Source organism: Collinsella sp. CLA-ER-H4 (assembly GCF_040092395.1).
Lineage (GTDB): Bacteria > Actinomycetota > Coriobacteriia > Coriobacteriales > Coriobacteriaceae > Collinsella.
This window is the reverse complement of record NZ_JBBNLQ010000015.1, coordinates 26,440-47,156: the sequence shown is the minus strand read 5'-3', so window position 1 is coordinate 47,156 and position 20,717 is coordinate 26,440. Positions and strand designations below refer to the sequence as shown.

The 20,717-nt window shown below is 50.6% G+C and carries 17 protein-coding genes; 14 read left to right on the top strand and 3 right to left on the bottom strand.

Translation table 11 applies throughout. The annotated features are described in order from the left end of the window. The 9 genes from AAAX34_RS08710 to AAAX34_RS08670 all read left to right on the top strand — a co-directional run. Positions 1-185, top strand: a 185-nt coding sequence (locus AAAX34_RS08710; RefSeq protein ID WP_349110919.1) for a hypothetical protein, incomplete at its 5' end; no start/stop codon positions are given. After that, positions 182-1,294, top strand: coding sequence for a glycosyltransferase (locus tag AAAX34_RS08705; protein ID WP_349110918.1), 1,113 nt, complete (start codon positions 182-184; stop codon positions 1,292-1,294). The genes AAAX34_RS08710 and AAAX34_RS08705, both read left to right, overlap by 4 nt. A 1-nt stretch (position 1,295) precedes the next feature. Beyond that, positions 1,296-2,429, top strand: a complete 1,134-nt coding sequence (gene wecB, locus AAAX34_RS08700) for a UDP-N-acetylglucosamine 2-epimerase (non-hydrolyzing) (protein WP_148346689.1) — start codon at positions 1,296-1,298, stop codon at positions 2,427-2,429. Beyond that, positions 2,426-3,763 carry a glycoside hydrolase family 99-like domain-containing protein gene (locus AAAX34_RS08695; RefSeq protein WP_161116196.1) on the top strand — a complete coding sequence of 446 codons (1,338 nt, stop codon included), beginning with the start codon at positions 2,426-2,428 and terminating at the stop codon, positions 3,761-3,763. Before wecB ends, AAAX34_RS08695 begins: the two co-directional genes overlap by 4 nt. Further along, on the top strand, positions 3,760-5,115 hold the full coding sequence (locus AAAX34_RS08690; RefSeq protein WP_349110917.1) for a hypothetical protein: 1,356 nt from the start codon (positions 3,760-3,762) through the stop codon (positions 5,113-5,115). Before AAAX34_RS08695 ends, AAAX34_RS08690 begins: the two co-directional genes overlap by 4 nt. Then, on the top strand, positions 5,112-6,398 hold the full coding sequence (locus tag AAAX34_RS08685; protein ID WP_349110915.1) for a hypothetical protein: 1,287 nt from the start codon (positions 5,112-5,114) through the stop codon (positions 6,396-6,398). Before AAAX34_RS08690 ends, AAAX34_RS08685 begins: the two co-directional genes overlap by 4 nt. Before the next feature lie 8 nt (positions 6,399-6,406). Beyond that, on the top strand, positions 6,407-7,486 hold the full coding sequence (locus tag AAAX34_RS08680; RefSeq protein WP_349110913.1) for a polysaccharide pyruvyl transferase family protein: 1,080 nt from the start codon (positions 6,407-6,409) through the stop codon (positions 7,484-7,486). Continuing rightward, complete coding sequence (locus tag AAAX34_RS08675; protein ID WP_349110911.1) at positions 7,479-8,984, top strand: lipopolysaccharide biosynthesis protein; 1,506 nt, start codon at positions 7,479-7,481, stop codon at positions 8,982-8,984. The genes AAAX34_RS08680 and AAAX34_RS08675 overlap by 8 nt, the downstream gene beginning before the upstream one ends. Before the next feature lie 9 nt (positions 8,985-8,993). Continuing rightward, a complete protein-coding gene (locus AAAX34_RS08670; protein ID WP_349110910.1) occupies positions 8,994-10,208 on the top strand; it encodes a Coenzyme F420 hydrogenase/dehydrogenase, beta subunit C-terminal domain in 1,215 nt (404 codons plus the stop codon). Between the two features lie 139 nt (positions 10,209-10,347). Here AAAX34_RS08670 and AAAX34_RS08665 read toward each other — a convergent pair whose 3' ends face one another. After that, a complete protein-coding gene (locus tag AAAX34_RS08665) occupies positions 10,348-11,568 on the bottom strand; it encodes an AbiH family protein (RefSeq protein WP_217108071.1) in 1,221 nt (406 codons plus the stop codon). Positions 11,569-11,719: 151 nt separating this feature from the next. On the opposite strand from AAAX34_RS08665, the gene AAAX34_RS08660 reads away from it, so the two are divergent. Continuing rightward, positions 11,720-12,031 (top strand): hypothetical protein, encoded by a 312-nt coding sequence (locus tag AAAX34_RS08660; protein ID WP_349110909.1) that lies wholly within the window; start codon positions 11,720-11,722, stop codon positions 12,029-12,031. Positions 12,032-12,114: 83 nt separating this feature from the next. Here the strand turns inward: AAAX34_RS08660 and AAAX34_RS08655 are convergent, their stop codons facing one another. Beyond that, positions 12,115-13,278, bottom strand: a complete 1,164-nt coding sequence (locus tag AAAX34_RS08655; protein WP_349110908.1) for a hypothetical protein — start codon at positions 13,276-13,278, stop codon at positions 12,115-12,117. 114 nt (positions 13,279-13,392) lie between these two features. Here AAAX34_RS08655 and AAAX34_RS08650 point away from each other — a divergent pair, with 114 nt between their 5' ends. Further along, entirely contained in the window at positions 13,393-14,718 is a 1,326-nt protein-coding gene (locus tag AAAX34_RS08650) for a hypothetical protein (RefSeq protein WP_349110906.1), read from the top strand. A 333-nt stretch (positions 14,719-15,051) separates the two neighbouring features. Here AAAX34_RS08650 and AAAX34_RS08645 read toward each other — a convergent pair whose 3' ends face one another. After that, on the bottom strand, positions 15,052-17,031 hold the full coding sequence (locus AAAX34_RS08645; protein WP_349110905.1) for a hypothetical protein: 1,980 nt from the start codon (positions 17,029-17,031) through the stop codon (positions 15,052-15,054). Between the two features lie 323 nt (positions 17,032-17,354). Between AAAX34_RS08645 and AAAX34_RS08640 the strand changes: the two genes are divergently transcribed. The 3 genes from AAAX34_RS08640 to AAAX34_RS08630 all read left to right on the top strand — a co-directional run bounded on the left by AAAX34_RS08640 (position 17,355) and on the right by AAAX34_RS08630 (position 20,556). Beyond that, on the top strand, positions 17,355-18,086 hold the full coding sequence (locus tag AAAX34_RS08640) for a hypothetical protein (protein WP_349110903.1): 732 nt from the start codon (positions 17,355-17,357) through the stop codon (positions 18,084-18,086). Positions 18,087-18,279: 193 nt separating this feature from the next. Continuing rightward, positions 18,280-19,374, top strand: a complete 1,095-nt coding sequence (locus tag AAAX34_RS08635; RefSeq protein WP_349110901.1) for a hypothetical protein — start codon at positions 18,280-18,282, stop codon at positions 19,372-19,374. Between the two features lie 252 nt (positions 19,375-19,626). Next, the gene (locus AAAX34_RS08630; protein ID WP_349110900.1) at positions 19,627-20,556 is read left to right on the top strand and encodes an FRG domain-containing protein; all 930 of its coding nucleotides are present in this window, start codon (positions 19,627-19,629) and stop codon (positions 20,554-20,556) included. Positions 20,557-20,717 lie beyond the last annotated feature (161 nt).

The following is a 20,717-nucleotide window of genomic DNA, read 5'->3' as shown; positions in this document are numbered from 1 at the left end:
TCGTGCCGGTATCGACCGCCGACTACTACGCGAGCGCCGAGGGCCCCGTCGCCCCGCGCCCGGTCCACTCCGCGCTCGACCTGTCCAAGCTCGAGGCTGCCGGCTTCCACATGCCCGACTGGGAGGATGAGCTCGAAGAATACCTGTTTGGCTCTTCTGAAAAAGCAAATATGGAGCAGCTGTGAAAGTACTGATGCAGACCCGCCAAAACGTTTTTGATCTAGCGGGCGGTGACACGACACAACTTGTAAAGACGAAGGACGCCCTTGAATCAAAGGGTATTGATGTCGACCTGTCCTTGGACTTGCGACCCGATGTTTCTGGATACGATGTGGTCCACTTGTTCAACCTCACGCGGGTCCAGGAAACTTTCATCCAGTCGAAAAACGCCAAGGAGGCCGGAAAGCCTGTCGTGCTCTCCACGATTTACTGGCCGACTGACAGCTTCGAAAAAAGCGCAGCAAACGGCCTGAGAGGTTTTTTGGGAAAACATCTTAGCGTCGATGGAATGGAGCGCCTCAAGGCCTTCGGAAAGTACGTCTTGCGCGGGGAGCGCAGCGAGGGTGCACGCTACCTTATGACACATAGCTTCCAAAAGATGCAGCTCGAGATATTGGACAACTGCGATGTGTTCCTGCCGAATGCAAAGACCGAGATGGACCAGATAGCGGCTCATCTCGGTTTTCGCACCGACAACTATGTGGTCGTCCCCAACGCCGTCGACGTCGCGAGCATTAAGGCCGCGAAAGAGGTTGAATCAACAGGATACGAGCAATTCAGTGGATGGATTGTTTGCATCGGCCGCATCGACATTCGCAAGAACCAGCTCAACCTAATCAAGGCGGTGGAGGGGTCGGATTACAAGGTCGTCTTTGTGGGAAAGAAGTCTCCCGGGCATATCGAGTATGCGAACAAGGTTGTGTCGGAGATAGAAGCCAATCCGAACATGGAATGGATCGAGCAAATTCCCAACGAAGACATCTACAAGCTGTGCCGCGAGTGCCGTGTGAGCGTGTTGCCTAGTTGGTTCGAGACGCCGGGCCTCGTGAGTCTGGAGGCAGCCGCTATGGGGTGCAATATCGTGGTATCTCCCAAAGGAACGACGCGGGATTATTTCGGTGACAGCGCGTTTTATTGCGATGTCAGCAGCCCTTCCTCCATCAGGGCTGCGCTGGATGAGGCTTACGCCGTCAATTACGACGAGGTTTTCGGCCGAAAGGTAATTACGGAATACACGTGGGAGAAGGCTGCTGAGAAAACTCTCGACGGCTATCAACTTGCTTTGAAAGGCTGATATGAAAAAAGTTATGCTCGTCTTCGGCACTCGCCCGGAGGCCATTAAGATGTGCCCGCTCGTGAACGAGCTGAGGGCGCGCCCCGACGAGTTCGACACGGTTGTGACGGTCACCGGTCAGCACCGTGAGATGCTGGACCAGGTGCTTCGCGTGTTCGACGTCAAACCCGCCTACGACCTGGCCGTCATGAAGCCGGGACAGACTCTGTTCGACGTTACGTGCGACGTGCTGCTCAAGCTCAAGGCGGTCCTCGAGGACGAGAAGCCCGATGTCGTGCTCGTACACGGCGATACCACGACCAGCTTCGCCGCTACGCTCGCGTGCTTCTACCTGCAGATCCCTGTGGGCCACGTTGAGGCTGGCCTGCGCACGCACGACATCTTCAGCCCCTGGCCGGAGGAGTTCAACCGTCAGGCGGTCGACATCGTGAGCGAGTACTATTTCGCCCCCACTGAGGCCAGCAAGAAGAACCTTCTGGACGAGGGCAAGCCGGAGTCGAAGATCTGGGTCACCGGCAACACGGGAATCGACGCCCTTCGCACCACCGTTCGCGATGGCTATACCCACCCCGAGCTCGAGTGGGCGGAGGGCTCCCGCCTCATCCTCATCACGGCGCACCGTCGCGAGAACCTGGGCGAGCCCATGCACCGCATGTTTCGCGCCATCCGCCGCGTGATGGAGGAGCACCCCGACACCAAGGCGATCTACCCCATCCACATGAACCCGCTCGTCCGCAAGGCGGCGCACGAGGAGCTTGACGGCTTCGACCGGCTGCATATCATCGACCCGCTCGAGGTTCTCGACTTCCACAACTTCATGGCCGTCAGCCACATCATCCTCACCGACTCGGGCGGCATCCAGGAGGAGGCCCCGAGCCTGGGCAAGCCCGTGCTCGTCATGCGCGACACCACCGAGCGTCCCGAGGGCGTGGCAGCAGGCACGCTGAAGCTCGTCGGCACCGAGGAGGAGGCCATCTACCGCGAGTTCAGTAGGCTTCTTTGCGACGACGAGGAGTACGTCGCCATGTCCCGCGCCTCCAATCCCTACGGCGACGGACATGCGAGCGAGCGGATCGCGGAAGCTTTGGGTCGTTCTTCTCTCGAGGCTGGAATACGTGATGGTGAATGTCGATGAATCTTTTTAATTGCGGACAAATCAACGAGAAGCTTAAAGGTTTGTTTTGGAAACTCCCATTGAGCGCTGAATTTAAAGAAAACCTCAGAGTCAGGCGTTATGAGCGTATTCTCGAACGCGAAGCGGCAGCCGATGCGGGCTCCTTGCGTATTGTGGCTGATAATGACCTTTTGAGCTCTTACGCCGAGCATGTCCTAGAAAGTTATGATGCGCGTGCCGAGGGCTACGTCGGCTATCGAAGGCATGATGAGGCTAAGTCGGACGTGCTGTTGGTGGCATATTATTTGACGCAATTCCACCCCAATGCTCAAAATGACTCCTGGTGGGGACGAGGAACCACTGAGTGGAACAATGTTTGCAAGGCCGTCCCTCAGTTCACGGGGCATTATCAGCCAAGGAAGCCCGGCGAGCTCGGCTATTACGATTTGCGCTTGAAATGCAATATGCAAAGGCAGATTGAGCTTGCGAAGAATTATGGCGTAGGAGCTTTCTGTTTTTACTACTACTGGTTCGATGGTGGTCAGAGACTTCTCGAAGGACCTTTAGATATGTTTCTGGATGACTCAAACCTTGACATGCCTTTCTTTTATTGCTGGGCGAATGAAAACTGGACAAAGCGATTCAGCGGTACGAGCAACGATGTCTTGATGGAGATCACCCAGAGTTCCGAGAACTACACCGCCTTCATGAGGGATGTTGTCCATGATTTCAGCGATGAGCGATATCTCCGAATAGACGGCAAGCCCGTCCTATCCGTGTATCGCCCATCGCTTATTCGAGATCCGGAGCATGTGATTTCTGAGTGGCGCCGCATTTGTAAGGACGAATGCGGCTCAGAACCCTATCTTATTGCCGTGCAAGAGCGTGATACCAACATTGATTGGTCGGCAGTTGGCTTTGATGCCGAGAGCGAGTTCCAACCCAAGCAGGTGCAGCACAACTGTCGCAACATAACCAAACAGGTGCGTCCGTTGCGCGAAGATTTCGGCGGCACCGTCTACGACTATGCGGATTTGGTCGAGAATAAGCGATATGCGACTTGGAGCCGCGATAAGAAGGTCTATCCCGCCGTTATGCCCATGTGGGACAACACGGCCCGAAGGAATCACAGAGGAACGATTTTTCACGGGAGCACGCCTGAGCTATATGGACGATGGCTTGCGGACACGATTGACGAGGTGCGCCGTAGGCGCGACTTAGACAAGAAGATGGTCTTTCTAAACGCTTGGAACGAGTGGGGAGAAGGTGCCTACCTGGAACCTGATTCACTGTGGGGGTATGCATATCTTGATGCGACATTGCGGGCCATCATGCAGGATGGGCCGAACGAATGAAAAAGAAGAAACTGTTCATTGCCATAACGCTTTCGAACTATCTTATTGACCGTACGGGTACGCCGAAGGTCGTTATGAGTCATCAGGTTGCTGCCAATGACGCTGGCATCAAGTATGTTGCCTTATTTCCCATTGGCGGTTCTTCTAAATTTGCAAAGAGACTTTTCAGCAACTCATTCGGTGTGATATGCGATGGTAAGTTCGCAGGAGTTTTCAGCCTTGAAGCTTTCTTGGCTAGGGTAGGACGTTTGCTCGATGGCGAGTATGAACTGGGATGCATTTACATCCATCACTTCATGGGATGGAACCTTGAATCGATTGCTGGCATAGTATCTTCGTATCCTAAGGTCCAGCTGGTCGTATATGCGCATGACTACTACCTGTGCTGCACAAACTATAATTTGATACAGGATAGTACACAATTATGCGGATCTGCTAGATTGGGCGACGCACAATGCGCGGGATGTGCCTATTACGCTGACAGCATTATTCGTGAAGATTGCATCTGGAGGCTTCTGCACAACGAGCTTCATCGCATAGTATTTGCTTGCCCTTCAAGCGTTGTCGAAAGAATGGTGCAATCTTTCCATCCGGAAGCAAGGGGGCATTGCACGGTAATTCCACATCAAAGATACGTCGGGATTTATCTTGACAACAAGGAGATGCTTCCTCCCAATCATGCGATCAAAGTTGCATATCTTGGGAAACAACAGTCTATAAAAGGCTGGGACTGTTGGTGTCGCCTTGTTGACGCGTTTCGTGGCCAGGGAAAATATGAATTCGTTGTGTTCAATAACGAGACGAAGCCTTTACCTAGCGGAATGAGACGGGTCTTCGTCGAATTTTCACCAGGAAAACCCAATGCTATGATTGACGAGCTGCGACGCGAGAATGTGGATGCTGCTTTACTTTGGTCTCAATGCCTAGAGACGTATTCGTACACCTGCATGGAGGCATATGCCTCAAATGCTTTTATCATCACTTGTCCATCAAGCGGTAACATAGCTGAGTTTGTGAGTATGACGCATTGCGGCCAGGTTCTTTCTTCGGAGCAGGAGCTGTGCCAGCTGCTCGACGAGCCTGATAAGTTGCTGGAGTTGTTGAACGGGTTCCGCGCTAATCACGATGGGGGCGCGATGGCCCTCGCGACCAATGACGCATTCATTGCTTTGGCGAAACCGAGCATGCCGACTGCGCAAAATGCCGTCGAAAATGAGAGGCAATGCCGAACCTACAGATTCCGGCTAGACAATTGCTTCTCTTTGCCGCTGCGTATTTTCTATTCATGTCGGGAGCGAAAAAAAATCGAGGCTGCAAATTCACGGAAACGAAAACAAGAGTTCGCCATATGAGTATTCTTGAGAAAAAAACAGGGTCGGGGATAGATGCACTGATAATCAGTCTGATTATGGCTAAGGTTTTTCTGCTTGAATACCTTGGTATGGCCGGAATCGTAAATAACGTTATCTTTCTTCTCATTGGAGTTCGCCTTATCTTCAGTGGCTGGAAGATTCCGAAGAAGCTGCTTTTCCTCGTCTGCCTAATTACGATGCTCCTTGTTTTGAGTTACTCTGCTGGGAGCATAGTTCCCGGTAAGACCTCATACAACCTTAAAGCCATACAGACCTTCTTTTTCTATGCGCTCTTCATCGTGATGCTGAAGACCAACGGGTCAGATTTGCTGGATTTCGGCAAGCAGCGATGGATTGTTTTCTTTAACGTTGTCTATGCCGTCAACTGTATGGTTATCCTAATTCAGGTCTATTACCCATATTCTCTTATGGCGGCCGCCCCCATGACGGGCCAAATTCCCTTCTATGAAGACCTGATTTCAGGTCTTTTCATGTATGCTTCGACCCATGCCGTTGCGTTGTTCTCGTGCTTCGTTTTGCTCATTGATTTGAACAGCATACGGGATGGAAGCGGGGAGTTGCGAATCCCCGTCGTTTGTTGCGCGGCGGCGGTTCTTGCTAGCTCACTTGGTATTGCCGCCTTGAACGACAACAAGGCTTTGTTCGCCTTGATGCCCATCGTTCTTCTGCTTTTCTATGCCGAAGGTTTGTCATCGATCAATTTCATGAGAATCGCCAAGGGCCTGATGTTTCTTGCTGTCCTGCTGGGAATTGTCTTCTTGCTGTACATATGCAATTCATCGTTCGCAAACTTTTTTGATGACAATGTCCTGTCGTTATTTGACCTTGTGGAAAGCTCTAGTTCGATAGGAACCGATGCGGTGGGCAGTGGAGAAAGAATTGCAATAATCGGTTATGCCTTAAATTTGGCGTCAAGCTGGCTTTTTGGTATCGGTTTGGGCGCAGCAACATTCCACGAGGGCGCCTTCTGCGGGTTTACTCATTTCGGCCAAGCTGATTTTGGATCGCTGGTCATCCTTCTGGGCGTTTGGTTCCTTATTGCCCTGTTTGCTTTCTATGTCTTCTGCGTGTCTTGCGGGTGTCGGGGGCGCAGACCATACGTTCTTTATCTTTCCCTTGTTGCGCTTGCGGCAACTGCGACAATCTACACTCAGTGTTTTACGAGGGCAAATAATGCCTTGCTGTTCTTGCTTATAGGGCTTGCGCTCGTCGAAAGGTGGAAGTCCATTGCTCAGAGTACGTCGGTTCTTTCTAAGGAGTGACTGGTAATATGAAGGTCGGGATTGTTACTTTTACCTTTGGGGACAATTATGGTCAGCGTCTGCAGAATTATGCTGTTCAGGAGCTGCTTCAAAGAAGGGGAGCGGATGCGAGCACGATTCGCCAAAGCGAGCCACGTTGCAGCCTAAAGCACCAGGTTAAAGTTTTTCTTGTCGATAGCTTCGCTGGTAAGAGGGGGGCCAAACGAGCGAGGCATTCAGCTTTTCTTCGATTCGATGAGGAACATATTAAATATGAGCCGAATTATTCTTTGCCGGATTTCCCGCCGAGAAAATCTGATGGTTTCGACGCTTTTGTAGCCGGAAGCGATCAGATTTGGTCCCCTTACATTCCTGATAGCAATGGTGCTATGTTTCTTTGCTTTGCCGAAAGTGTCAAGAAAGTGTCTCTCTCGGCTAGCATTTCTGCACCTGAGCTGCCCATGGAGAAAAAAAGCGCATACAGGGAAAGACTCGCTGCGTTTGATTTCATATCGGTTAGGGAGAAGAACGCCGCAAGATTGATTAAGGAATGCGCTGGGTTGGACGCGGAGGTTTTGATCGATCCAACCCTTATGCTTGACGCTGCAGATTGGGATAAACTCGCCGAAGCGCCTGCGGCTTTACTTCCTAGGCGCTATGCCCTGAAGTACTTTCTCGGTAGTGATTCTCCCAAGGTTGCGATGTTCGATGAATATTGCAAACGAGCGGGATTGGAGGTCGTAGATCTTCTGGGGGATCCTCGGTTCTTTGCCTGTGGACCTTCTGAGTTCATCTACCTAATAAGGAACTCCTCGCTTGTTGCTACTGATTCTTACCACGGAAGCATATTTACGCTCCTATATCGTAAGCCGCTTCTGATGTTCGAACGCGCAGGTTCGCAATTCGACATGAGCGATCGGTTCGATACCTTGGCTGAGAAGCTTGGCCTAGGTAATTGGCGTGAAGCAAATTGGAATTACCTCGAAAGCGGGGAGCCAAAATCCTTTGATGTTGAGGATAAGCTTCGAATTGAGCGCGCAAAATTCGATTCGTTCCTTAATCGATCCCTGTTCAGCAAATCGAGAAAAGAAATTGTCTATCATGGTTAGCCAACGTAAGACCGGTGCAATACTCGGCTATGCAAACATCATAGTCAAGAACCTGGTCAACCTCGTCTATACGCCCATGCTGCTGGCATTCGTGGGCCAGGCTGACTACGGCGTATACCAGACGTCCAACTCGTTCGTATTCTCGCTTACACTTCTAACCTTCGGCTTTTCCGAGGCCTACATCCGCTTCTATACGCAGGAACGAGCGAAGGGTAGCGAGGGCGACATTCGCAGGCTCAACGGCATGTATCTCATGCTTTACATTGCGGTCTGTGTCGTGGCCCTTGCGCTGGGCCTACTCTTTTCTGCTAATGTTGGGACATTTTTCTCAGATAGTTTCACGGACAACCAGGTGGGACTCGCGGGTAAGCTCATGGTGATAATGTCGTTCAACGTCGCCGTGACGCTATTTTCAACCGTCTTCGATGCGTACATTCTTGCCCATGAACAGTTCAAGTTTCAACAGTCGAGGCAGATGTTCACATCTTTGGCGACTCCTGGCGTGGCTTTCGTGCTGCTCAATCTTGGGATGGAGGCGGCGGGCGTTGCGACGGCGCAGCTTGCAGTTGCATTGACACTGTTGGTTCTGAACGCCAGGTTCGCAGTCTTAAAGCTTGGCATGAGATTTGATGTTTTCCACTTTGACGGGTCTCTCTTCCTCTCGATTGCCGCGTTCAGCGCGTGGATATTTGGTAATCAGATTTGTGAACTGGTTAACCAGAGTGTTCCAAATATGTTACTTGGCGCTCTTACGAGTGCCGTCACCGTATCAGTGTTTGCAATTTCAATTCAAGTTCGTAGCGTCTTCGTTTCCCTTTCAACGGTGATGTCGAATGTCTTTGTTCCAATGATCAATCGTATCGTAGCCACAAGCGATGACAACACTAAACTCACCCGACTCATGACGCGCGTGGGACGCTACCAGATGTTCCTATTCTGCTGGGTGTACTGTGGATTCGTCCTTCTCGGGCGCTTCTTCATTGCCAAGTGGGCGGGCGAGGGCTTCATGGACGCGTACTGGCTTATCTGCGCCATGGCGCTGCCACTGGGAATTCCCCTGTGTCAGAACACAGGAATCGAGATTCAGCGCGCCAAGAACAAGCACAAGGCTCGCTCCGTCGTTTATCTCTGCATGGCGGGCGTCAACGTTGTGTTCACTTGGGCTATGTCACCTGTTCTGGGTTATTGGGCTCCGGCCATCGCCTACATTCTGAGCATTTCGTTGGGCAACGGCCTCTTTATGAACTGGTATTACCAGAAGAGGATTGGGCTCGATATGGTTTTCTACTGGCGCCGCAACCTTCCCGTGCTGTTGGTCTCCGCTTGCGTCCTCGCAGCATGCCTGCTGGGATCAGCCTTCGTGCCCGTCACTGGATGGGCGTTGTTCCTCTGCTGGGGTGCTGTCTACACCGTCCTGTTCATGGCCGCTATGTGGGCGTTCGTACTCGATGCCGACGAGAAGAACATGCTCGCTGCTCGCCTGCCGTTCCTTCGTTAGGAGTTCGCTGTGTCTTATGACGAGATGAAGATATCCAAGCTCAGTGATGCCTGTTGTGGCTGTGGTGCATGTGCCGCGAAGTGCCCCAAGACGTGCATCTCCATGCATGAGGATAAGTTTGGCTTCCTACATCCCGTTATCGATGCAGGCGCCTGTGTGGGGTGCCATGCGTGCGATTCGGTATGTCCCGCGCTTGGCGGGGGCAAGTGCGACGAAGCTCTCGGGATCCGCTGGGCCAAGGGCAAGTCCAGTGAGCTGTTGGAGGCTTCCTCCAGTGGTGGCATCTTTGGCCTCCTAGCAGAAAGCGTGATCGCGGGCGGCGGTGTTGTCTGCGGAGCCGCCTGGGCCGACGGTTGCCGCCATGTCGAGCATGTGCTGATCGAGGACGCTGTCTCTCTCGATCGTGTCATGCGCTCCAAGTACGTCCAGAGCCGCGTAGGCAGGGAGGTCTACGCGGGGGTTCGCGATGCAATCCGCTCGGGTCGCCGTGTGCTCTTCGCTGGTACCGCGTGCCAGGTCGCGGGCCTCAAGCGCTATCTGGGAAAGACGGGGGGGAGCGCCCTTCTCCTCACCGTTGACGTTATCTGCCACGGTGTCCCGGCGCCGCGCCTATGGTCGGAGTGGATTGACTACAAGAATGTGCTCCGCGATTCGAACGTCTGTGACGTTAATATGCGGAGTAAGACAACCGGATGGTTGTCTTACTCCGCTATGTACGAGTACATAGCGGAGAAAGACCCATTCTCGTCTTGCGAGTCCACCATTTTCAATCAAGACTGGTACATGAAAGCGTTTCTGGCCAATGCGTCGCTGAGGCCCTCTTGTTTCATGTGTCCTGCCAAGAGAAGTTGCGGCTCCGACATCACCCTCGGCGACTTCTGGGGTTTCCAGGGCATCCATCCTGAGGTCGACTACTCTAAGGGTGTCTCTGCGGTTATCTGTAATACCGATAAGGGTATCGCAGCTTTTCAAGGAATTGCGAACTCCATTGACTGTGGCGAAGCGACCATCGAACAGGTTCTTGCTGGCAATCCTAGCCTGGTCAAATCGGTTGCCCCGTATGCGAAGTGCGATGAGTTTATGGCAGATTTTGCTTCAAGGATGGGTATCGAGGGACTGATGGCTAAGTACGACTTCAAGTCGTCTCTTAAGCAGCGCGTCCGCGGCAAACTCGGAGCGATCAAACGCAAGGTGCTCAAGGTTGCTCGCGAGGGCATTCGCTAGCGGCATGCGACGGGCAGCTGCAAGCGGTGCGTGAGCCCGCCGTTGCGTGCGAGGTTTGTATATGTCGTTCCACGTGGATCTATTAACCTGCGCATCTACTTAGCTACATACTTGTTGTCACCAAGATGATTTAGCGAATCTAATTGGGATGACGCACAGTATCGGGTAGTAAAGCAACGACTAAACGGCCTTCAATTAGCAACTTATGAATCAGATTTGTTCCATGATCTTTGTTATCAAGAGTTGCCCCATAAGCAGTCAAAAGCGCAATTGCTTTTGACATTACATCTTTCTTTGCCTCCTCAACGGTTCCGCAATCTCCAGATCTCTTCTCGTGCGGCCTGAAAAAGAAGATCAATTTCGTTTCTCCTTCATACAGGTTCACCGCATCAAATATTGCCTGAAAATATGAATAGTCAGCTTTTCCCAAAGAGTGACCGTAGAACTTTATAACGCGCGTACCATGTCCATAGGTGCTTGCGTTGGTGGGTACTTCAACAATTTTTTCAATATCTGGCGGATTTAATGCCATAACTCGATATGTCTTTGTAAAGGGCACAACGAGCTCATTGCCCATTATGCGAGAACCGTCAATCCCAAATACAATTTCACCGCCAAGTCTTCCGTGTACATTAACGTAGTTGATCGCATGTTCTTTCGAACGGAAATCCTCTGCGACTCGAGTGTAATTAAAGCTAAGGATGCTTTCCTGAATGTCATATTCTTCTTCACACGGTCGCTCATAATCCATCAGTTCAATCATGAGTTTTGATGCGCGGTCTTTATAGTCATCCGACTTCGAAACTGCCTCCTGAAGGTATTTCGAAAACTCCTCTTCAAGAATATGTAGGTCCTTCATGGTTCTATCCAGTAGACTACTAATGGTCCAATGACACCAGTGATTTGGGAGGCGGTGGAACAGCTGAAAGGCAACCACCTCTTCAACATTTTTTGAATCAAATTCAGTTGGGTCGTGATTCACCAGAAAGTTAAGGCACTTTGAAAAGAGCGTGCCTTCTGACAATGGCTCAAAGCCGTCGGGTGCCATCCAATTTGAGATGGCACCCTCTATGTCGCACCAATTGGCATTTGGCATGCCCTCTAGTATGGTATCCCATATTGTAAGGGTGTAACTTCGAGCTTCGTCACCTTTGCATTCTCTTAAATCTATATTTCGGGCATTAATATAGCTGCTGAACCCAGACGGCAATCCACACTCTAAGTCGAATCCGTTACCAATGATAATTAGCTGATGCCAATTTGGACGAAAATCAGGAAGATTAAAATTTGGGATATTCATATTCTGATTAATGGCAGGCAAGCTAAAATTCTGCGCACCTTGCTCTGTGACGGTTGTCATCTATTGTTCTCCCTGCGTCGTCTTTAATTGGCAATATTCTACTCATCGGTTATTTAACAATCATTCCTATTTTCGCCTGCAGTTTTTTATCGGCAAATTCTCTTAATTAAAAATATGGCAATTGGTGGACGCGGGCGTCTATAACGTGACGATGAAGTCGAACTCTAACGACTTCCGCGCGAGTTCCATCCAGGGCGTCATGAAGCGCGTGAATGTCAAGGGCGTGCCCGTGGTGGTCTACGAGCCCACGCTGTACGCGCCGGAGCTCTTCGGCTCCGAGATGACCCATGACCTGGAGGTCTTCAAGGCCGGCTGCGACGTAATCGTCCCCAACTGCTGGAGCGACGAGCTCGCGGACGTGGCGGCAAGGTGTACACGAGAGATTTGTTTAAGAGGGACTAGGGGGAGAGGCGGTTGCCTGGGTCGGGCGAACCATTTCTCTAGAAAGATTGATAACGGTTAAAAATAGCGGGGGTGTATCGGCTAAAGCCGATACACCCCCGCTATTTTTAACCGTTATCATCGGCCTTTTAAAATGAGCGTTCGTTAATCTATCCGAGGCGCGTACTCTGATGGGTTCGAAATTTGATAGCGATCACAAAATGCTGCAAGACGAGAACGAAGCTCGATGGGTCCAACCTCCAACAATAGGGATTCAATATCCGGCTCGGTTACGGTTCCAGGTATCTTGGATCCCCTCATCCATACCAATTCATACATCATCTGTACTGATAGCGTTGTTGTAAATGGCTTGCCAGCTTTCTTTAAGTTTAAAGCTCTCGCAGCCTCACTAATTGCGTTTCGGAATAGAGTAATTGGTTCGATAAACTCGGCGGGGTTTTCCAAAAGAATGGTGTAATTATCGCCGTCCTGCTTTACCGTAGTTTCACCCTCCCTCTTATGGATGTAATAGGGCTCAAATTTCACCAGCCCTAAATAGGCGGTTGAATATAGACTTTGCCTACGGCAACTTTCGGTGAATAAATCATTACGGCAATCTAAAACTGCCGCATCGACAATTTGATCTGTTAGACATGGATAAAACCCTATAAGAATCCAATCAACCTCAGCGGAAGCTTTCTGAAGAAGAGTAAATATATCCCCAAATAAGGGGCAATGGCCCGATTGTAGACGAACGACCTTGGAACCGGTGTGCAAAAACAAACTGTGAAAATCAGAGTGAACTTCAATCAGATAGCCAAGTTCGATATTGCGATCATCACCATATCGCTCAATAAGGTTTTTACGGTAGTCTAATAGCTTGAGTGCATGTCCCGACCTTTTATCAAACAACCTAATAGATAGCGAACGCGAGAGATCATCGCAGCAAGCAGCGTGGTGCTGATAGACCTCTTTAGATATGAAACTGGCGACAACTTCGGCCGCTTCATATAGCGCCTCGTCACTTCTGTTGAGTGCCGGCTTTAGTCTCTCGCGCTGAGCATTCATATTGGCCATTAGCTCCGCTGATTTCGAGCTAGCGGAACGTCCCCGCTTAATATGGTGGTCAATCCTAAAATGCTCTAGTCCGATGATGGATCCATTGCCTCCTCGAATTACGAGATCAGGGCGCTCTTCGTCTGAGCGGAGAATGCCGCGCAGCTTCGTTGCGGCCTTTTTCTTATAACCGCCTGACGCTAAAGACAATTGGATAACATCATTAAATACTCGCTCTTCATGAGCGTTCTGGCTAGATTTATTGTCACTCATTTAATCAACCTTACACTAAGGTAGACATCGCTAAATATACGTTAGCACTTGATTTTGTTCCAGCCGATAGATGTGAATATTGGAAATGGACCAGCGCTCAAATTAATTTGAAAGATGGACAACATGAACTTTAACGATCAAGACGTAAATGGAAAGCTGTTCAGCTGGAGATATCATCCTCAGCGGTACATAACAAAAGAGAATGTACTCGACTACTATCAACTATATAGCTATGTTGACGAATTGGCGGATTCTATAAGTGGTATGGTCGAAACGCCGTCATTTAATCAGTTTCTGCTTGAATCCTGCCAACTCCTGGCCAACTCACTGGATCTAATTCATCAGGGTTACTTTGATGCAGCGTTTTATTCCGTCAGACAGGCTGGAGAGGTTATCCTTATCGGGGCGCTGTTCACGAATCTGGATAACGCTGAACGCGAGGCAAAATATAAGAAATGGGCCTCGCTTGAGAGTTTTCCTTCATTTTCCAAGCTATCAGGAATGTTGCGCGAAGCAGACAGTGAGTACAGAGAGCTCCTTGAGCAAATGCCCGAAATTGATGAGCTGATAAGCAAACTCAATAGACGGGCGAATAAGTATATCCACAAACAAGGTCACGAATCCTTTTATACCAAGCCCTATGGGATGGCCCCCGAAAGCGCAGGTCGAATTCATGAAGATTTCGCTGAGTATTTCAAAGCGGCAGTAAAGGTTTGTGCGATATTTCGCCTTGCAGCCGACCCATTCCCAATATTAAGAAGCGATCCCGAATGCGAATATAGATTTCCGGATTGTATTACGCCTGAATTCAGCCAAAGCTTTATTGAGGAATGTTTGGGAAATGAGTTTGTTAAGCACTACATTGAGATAGATTATTACCGCAATTGGGTGAATGCGATTAAGTCAACATTTCCTCAGTTGAAGGAGGCAACATATAATGTCTCAAACCTGCACTATATTGATTTGTCTAACATCGAAGACACTCTTGATGAGCTAGATAAGTTAACGTTATATGAGGCGACGGCTGTTTTATTCACTGCGCTATTCTCAGAGAAAGTAATTGCCATTCATATAACCGGTATGCTTGATGCGTTTAGCAATTCAGCAAGACTGTCAAACGGTCTGTACCTATCAGACATGAGTGATTACGCTGAGCAGCTTGGAGGAGTCAACGTTCCACTCGCGGACATCTGCCGTCTTGCTAGTTTTGATACATCGCATGAGTTCTCTCCCGTTAGTTCATTCATTACCTCTTTTCCTATTGCGTCTGATTATGTTTGCGTTGAGACCGATACGCTTCTTGATGACAATGAAGTTGTGCTAGGCCAAAAAGCGGCAGAAGAGCTTGATTGGCTTTGGAGCCGGATCAAAACAGGCCAATGTGCTATGTCCGAATTAAAGGAAACGGCATTGTACAAGTGGATTAAACAAAACGTGTAAATAGTTCGTTGTCGCGTCTACGGCGGCAAAAGGAGCGGCCAGGGGCGCGTGCCGCCTGACAACGACCGGCTTCGACAACTTCCGCGCGAGCTCCATCCAGGGCGTCATGAAGCGCGTGAAGGCCAAGGACTGCCAGTACCGTTCCTCTGATGTATGGCATGAGGGCTCGTGTTGCTCGTTTGTACAGGAGCGGCAGAGCGACTGCATGACGTCGAGTTGCGCCGTCTGAGGCCATCACAATGGTTATCGAGATGTCTGACAGGAATTCGCCACGGAGAAACGGAAAGGCTTTCCGATCCTGATCAAGCAGGTTCGGAACTACCGTCATTGGAACTATTCTGACTCAGCATCACAGACAGTTTCATGCTTCGTTGCGATCAATTTCTTTGCGAGTTCGAAGACGCTTTCGTCGTAATATGGCCAATCTACGAAGTTTTCGAGGTACCCGCGGCCCGTTTTGGCCGACAGCTCATCGTTTATCTTGAGTGTAATCGCGACGAGCAAGGTCAGCATGCGATAGTAATCGGATCGAATGTTCGCCGCATCAGGGTCGGCGATTGGTGAATGCGCATGGTCGTATCTGTTCCTGAGACCTTGTGAGTTGGGGAAAGAGGCATCGTTAAACATGTAGTCGAGATATGCAGCCTCGTCGGGTGCGAACAGCTTGCCGCTGTATGACAGCATTTCGTCTGAGACAAGGCCATCGATGAGCGCTAAATCACCGTCTCCACATCCCCCAAGCGCAATTGCACCATTATCCCAAACGGCCTTCAGGCAAATTGATCGAGGGGTTGGGGAGAGAGCGCCTGTTTCTTCGCACGCACTTACCAGTTGTCGGTCAACTAATTGCTGGAGCACCTCGGCATAAACAGAATCAAAATCGTCGAAGGTAACCATGGCATTTGAAATCAAATCGAAGAAGCAACGAACATGGTCGTTATGGCCTCTTCTGTATGTCAGCATGCACTGGTCCGAGAACAGATAGAATCCCCATCTGTTAAAGCAGGCTCCGTCGATTGCGTACTTTTTCTCAGAGAGCGCGTTGAGGATCCCAAAAGTTTTAAAGCTTTCATAGGGGAAATAGTCTCCGTCGATTTTTCCAATCCTCGAATATATTGAATAGGACTTAACGGCGCGCTCGATCTCTGGCCCTATCGACTTGCATTTGTCGAGCCACGAAGCTCCGCTTGACGGCAGCGCCAAGCTGAAATCACTGATTGAGTACTCCTCTGCAAAGTAAACGTTGTACGTCCATTCGAGTGCATCTTCGAGCCTTGTACCGCGGCTTTCGAGGAAATTTGCGTATGCGACAACTTCGACATTGGCTAGTGATTCCCGCACCTTGGAGATCGTATTCATTCGGTATTCCCCCAGCACGTGGGAACCCAGCATCGCAAGCAGACCTCTCTCCTCGTGGGAGTGAGCAGGTGCGGCCATGAGACCGCTTTGGTCTACTACGTCCAATAGATATCTGCAATTGTTCATGATGCTTGCATTATCGGTGTATTTGGCGAGCCACGTTTCGCTAAAACTGTAGGTCAAGGTTAGGCCTTCGAACTTTACGCCCTTGCAAGCAATCTGTTCAGGGTCGATCAGCACCCCGGCTCCGTACTCAAATCCAGTACCTTGCCGGAATAGCTCATCCATGGCTTTATCGTGGGCCCGCTTTGCGCGCACTTTGACGTCCGGCGACGGAGAGAACCTGCATTTTGTTGCGCCGGAAGGCCAATTGAAAAGGGCCTCCATGCAATTCTGGTTGGCGCGCTGGTCGTCGAGGTAGCCGGTCATTATCGAATCAAAGTCGCCTTGGGAAAGGCATTTAGGGAGGTAGATTACGTTCTGGCTCCTTGATTCCGTCGCGTACTCGTGGATGATCAGCTCCGCGGAATAATACGGATTGTCGATCAGTGATTTTCCTAGCTCTGTATCAAATAATTTGACGAGTTTGTCGTTCTCCAAGATAGAAGCTAAGCATTCGACATGTCGCGAAAGAAGTCCGTCAATTTCCTCGCCGGAGATCAGCGTCTCTGCGCCGCAGGCGTGCACCAAGCCCCAGAACTGAGTGGCGTACTGCATCTCGAGTTCCTCGTAAATACCAAGGATTTCCGAAGACGCGAGCGTCTCCCTCGTATACTTGCAGGCGTTCGCGAAGAGCGCAGCGACGGCTCTTGCGACGTCGCCGACTTCAGCTTCCTTGAACAGTTCGGGGACCGTTTCAAAAGTGAGCTTAAGCTGATGAGCCTCTATCGCGTCATTAATCGTCGCGATTTGAATGTGAGGACCCTCCTTCAGGATATGAAGACAACGGTCCATGAAAGCTCCTACAGCCCAGTCATTGCGGCCATAGGAAACAATCCTAGTGTGGTTGAAGTCTCGCAACGCTAGCCTTTCTCACGTAATGCTGACTGCATAAGAATACCGCTGGTTCGGCCTCGTCGGCGGTCAACGATGGCGCGACGCAAAGTATTGCTTCGGCAAATTATCCGCCTCGCCACCCTCTTGGCCTCGAAGATGGGGTCGCCGATCTGAAGGAGAAACTATTGCCAGGCTAATTTCACATATATAGTCTGACCATTTCTTTTTATTGACATTACGCAAAAATCGCAATGTCAAATTGTGACTAGGAGTTATATCAGATGGTTTACGAATCCTGTTATTGGAAAGATGACTTACGATCATACGCAACAGAATTACGGGACTTTTCCACTTGTACCACTCTGGAAGACGAGTACCGTGATTATCGCCTGGAAAAGGCTCTCCTGTTGTCCGCCTTTACCGTTCGCTTACTCTTGGATGCAAATAAGCTAAGCGACGGCATCGGTTCGCTTAACCTAAAGGTCGACTTATATCCTGCAAAGAAGGAAGCCCAAAAAGACATCTCGCCCTTGAACAAACGCTTTATTGATGAACGATATTTCGACTTAACTAAATCCACATCTTCATCCATTTCCTTACGACAACTCACGAACCAACTAATTCATTCCGCGGTCGTTGTTATGTTTTCATATGATGAATCAGATTGCGTGCTTGGCTTTTTTGTTGTCTCTGACAAGGACTATGAAAAGCACTTGTGCTATTGCGGCCTGAAGGAGTGGATAAGCGTAGTGGATGCTGTTGCGGCTGATGATGTTGTCTCCGCTCGGATATGGAAGGACCCGAAAACTGGGAAATGGAAAACCGTAAAGCTAGCCGCAGCTGATTTAAAAGATACGGACTCCATCCCGAGCCATTTTGATTACGGAGCGCTTGGCTCAGAGACCCTTGAGGCTATTCGCGAAGGAGAGGCGTTCTTGGCAACGGGGGAGCCCAGTCGCCTTGACAACGCCATCGATTCTATCAATGCATCTCTAGAAAATTCCGAAGCCTAAGGTATTTTGATTTGCCATCTTGACGATATCCAATTTCCTTTCACCGATTGGCAAAACGATTTACACCTAATTATTGTCACTGTTCAGGGGTATTTCCTTTGTTTGTGCCTTGATCTCGCTAAACTAATAGCTGCTGCTACCAGCGCATTTTCTGGTGCACATTCTATTGGCTCCTGCGAAGATCGGAGCGGGTATGTTTGCTGCCGAGTCCCACACCAGCCGTCATTACATTGCGATTGTTGCCATGGCCTGCCTATGCGTTTTGCTGGGCGGGCCTTCTTATGCCGCGGGCGCGGAGAGCCTCGTCATCGCGGGCGCGACGTACTACGAGCCGGGCGTGTCGGGCCCCGGCTGGGCCTGGACCGATGCCGACCACCTGGAGCTTAACGGCTACGCGGGCGAGGCCATCGGCGCCGAGGGCGACCTGGTGCTGACGCTTGACGGGCAGAACTCCGTGACGGAGTCGCATGCGCCCGATGCGGACATCACGCTGTGCGGCATGGAGGTGTGGGGCAACCTGACGCTTCGCGGTACCGGGACCCTGGCGGCGACGGGCTCGCAGTGCGGGGTCCACGTCTCGCAGGCGCTCGTGGTGGACGGATGCACCGTCGATGCCCGGGCAGACGGGGCCGATATTTACGACGAGGCGGTTGCCGGCGTGATCGCAGGAGACATGGCCGTGCGCGGCGGCGGGCGCGTCGTTGCCGCGTGTGCCGGGTCCGGAGCGGGCGTGCGCGCCTACGGCGTTTATCTGCAAGATGCGGGCCTCGGCGATGGTGCGGCCGGCTGCCAGCTTTCCGTTGACGCCTCGTGGCTCGATGCGACCGGCGCCGACGGCGGCGTTGCGTGCACGGGCGGGTCGCTTGCGTCCACGCGGTTTGTGACGCCTGCTGGCGGGACCTTTGGTGCTTGCGGCGTGATGGATGCCTCCGGTGCGGTGTCACCGCATGTGGTGGTTGAGCCCGGGGTCGCCACGCCACCGGCGGGGGAGACCCACAGGAGCGAGGTACCGGGCGATAGCGCGGACAAGTCTCCCATCGATGCTAACCCCGCTGCCGGAGAGCCCACCACGGGGCCCACGGCAAATCCCGCACTGAAACCCGCGGCCGCGACAACCAAGACAACAACGACAGTAACCAAGACCACGGTCGCCAAGACGGCCAAGGCCAAGCCCGCTACGGCAACGACGTCGTCGCTCCCCAAGACCGGCGACAGCAACTGGATCGCCGCTTCCTTAACGCTTTTCATTCTGGGGACAGTGCTCCTGGCAGCCGTATATCGTTGCTAATGCCCCCGTTTAAGTGAGACCAGGGGAGAGGTGAATGCAGCTATTGCAGAAGTCTTTAGCCTTCTACTAAATCAATTTCTTAGAGATTGGTGCCGTTTCAGCTATCGCTGCGACGGCACTATTTCTCAGCTCGACTACCTCTCGATCTGTTACCGATGTTGAGCCTTACGCCCCATCTGCCAGAGCGATAAGATACTTACAATCAAAATTCTACTGTTTGTAAAGCTTCTTGTTCCGCTAAAGGATTGATATATGTCTAATGAAGCTAAAGTTGAGGTTGAAGATGTAGCCTCGTATATCAAATACATCAAAGGTCTTTCACCAACAATAAATGGTGACGCCAGAACAATTGAGTCTACATTTGTGTTTCGTGGACAAGGATCCACTAAGTTTGATCTTGTTCCGTCAATCGGAAGAGACAGTCTTTGGCGTAAACCGGGAAGTGACGCCATTTCTCCTATCATAGGCACCCTTAAGCACGAGGCGGATATTATTGAAACTGCGTGCCGCATATTGCCAAATGTTTTTAATCGAGATTTGCTTCCAATTGATCTTTTAGCCTGTCTCCAGCACTACGGAGTCCCCACCAGACTATTAGATGTCACTTCAAACGCACTTGCCGCCCTCTATTTCGCCTGCGGAAATCTGGATGACGTGGGCGAAGTATTTATCTTTAGGCGACCGGGAGGGGATAAGCAGGAATATCCCATCTGTCAGGCAATCGCGGACTCGTGGCATCTGTTTATGAACTCTAAAGTGTTATCAGACTTTGCTTCACTTGCAATATCTAGACCATACTTTGACTATCAACGTGATCTAGTGCTTTCAAATTGCCCTGAACCAACCGATCAGGCAAAATGGTTTAAGGAGTGCTGCGAAGACACATTATTTGTCTACGGAACTAGATATCTCGATAGGCAAGCCGCTCAGTCGGGGCAATATATCCTTTTCCCAAATGACATTCGTGGTGAAGATCCTTATTTTTCGTTTGAGGAATTCATAAGTCCACTACCCAAAGACAGCCCCGTAATAACCGGTCGTTGCATAGTGCCATCTGATAGAAAAGCATCAATACTGAACGAGTTGAGTAAACTTGGCATTACCGAAGCTTCGCTCTTTCCCGACAGCATTGAGAAGAGATGCGCCGGCATAGTGAGTGAGATTAAGAGACACCGTCACTGAAGATTGCTCTTAATATCAGCGTAGAGAATTATGCTTCAGGCATTATGTCATACGTACTTATAAGGTTCATTGCCTAAAATCTCAATTTAAAACCGATATTTGTTCAAAGCTAACAAATACCTGTTTTAAAACTATATAATTGTTCTTGTTATTTAAGGATG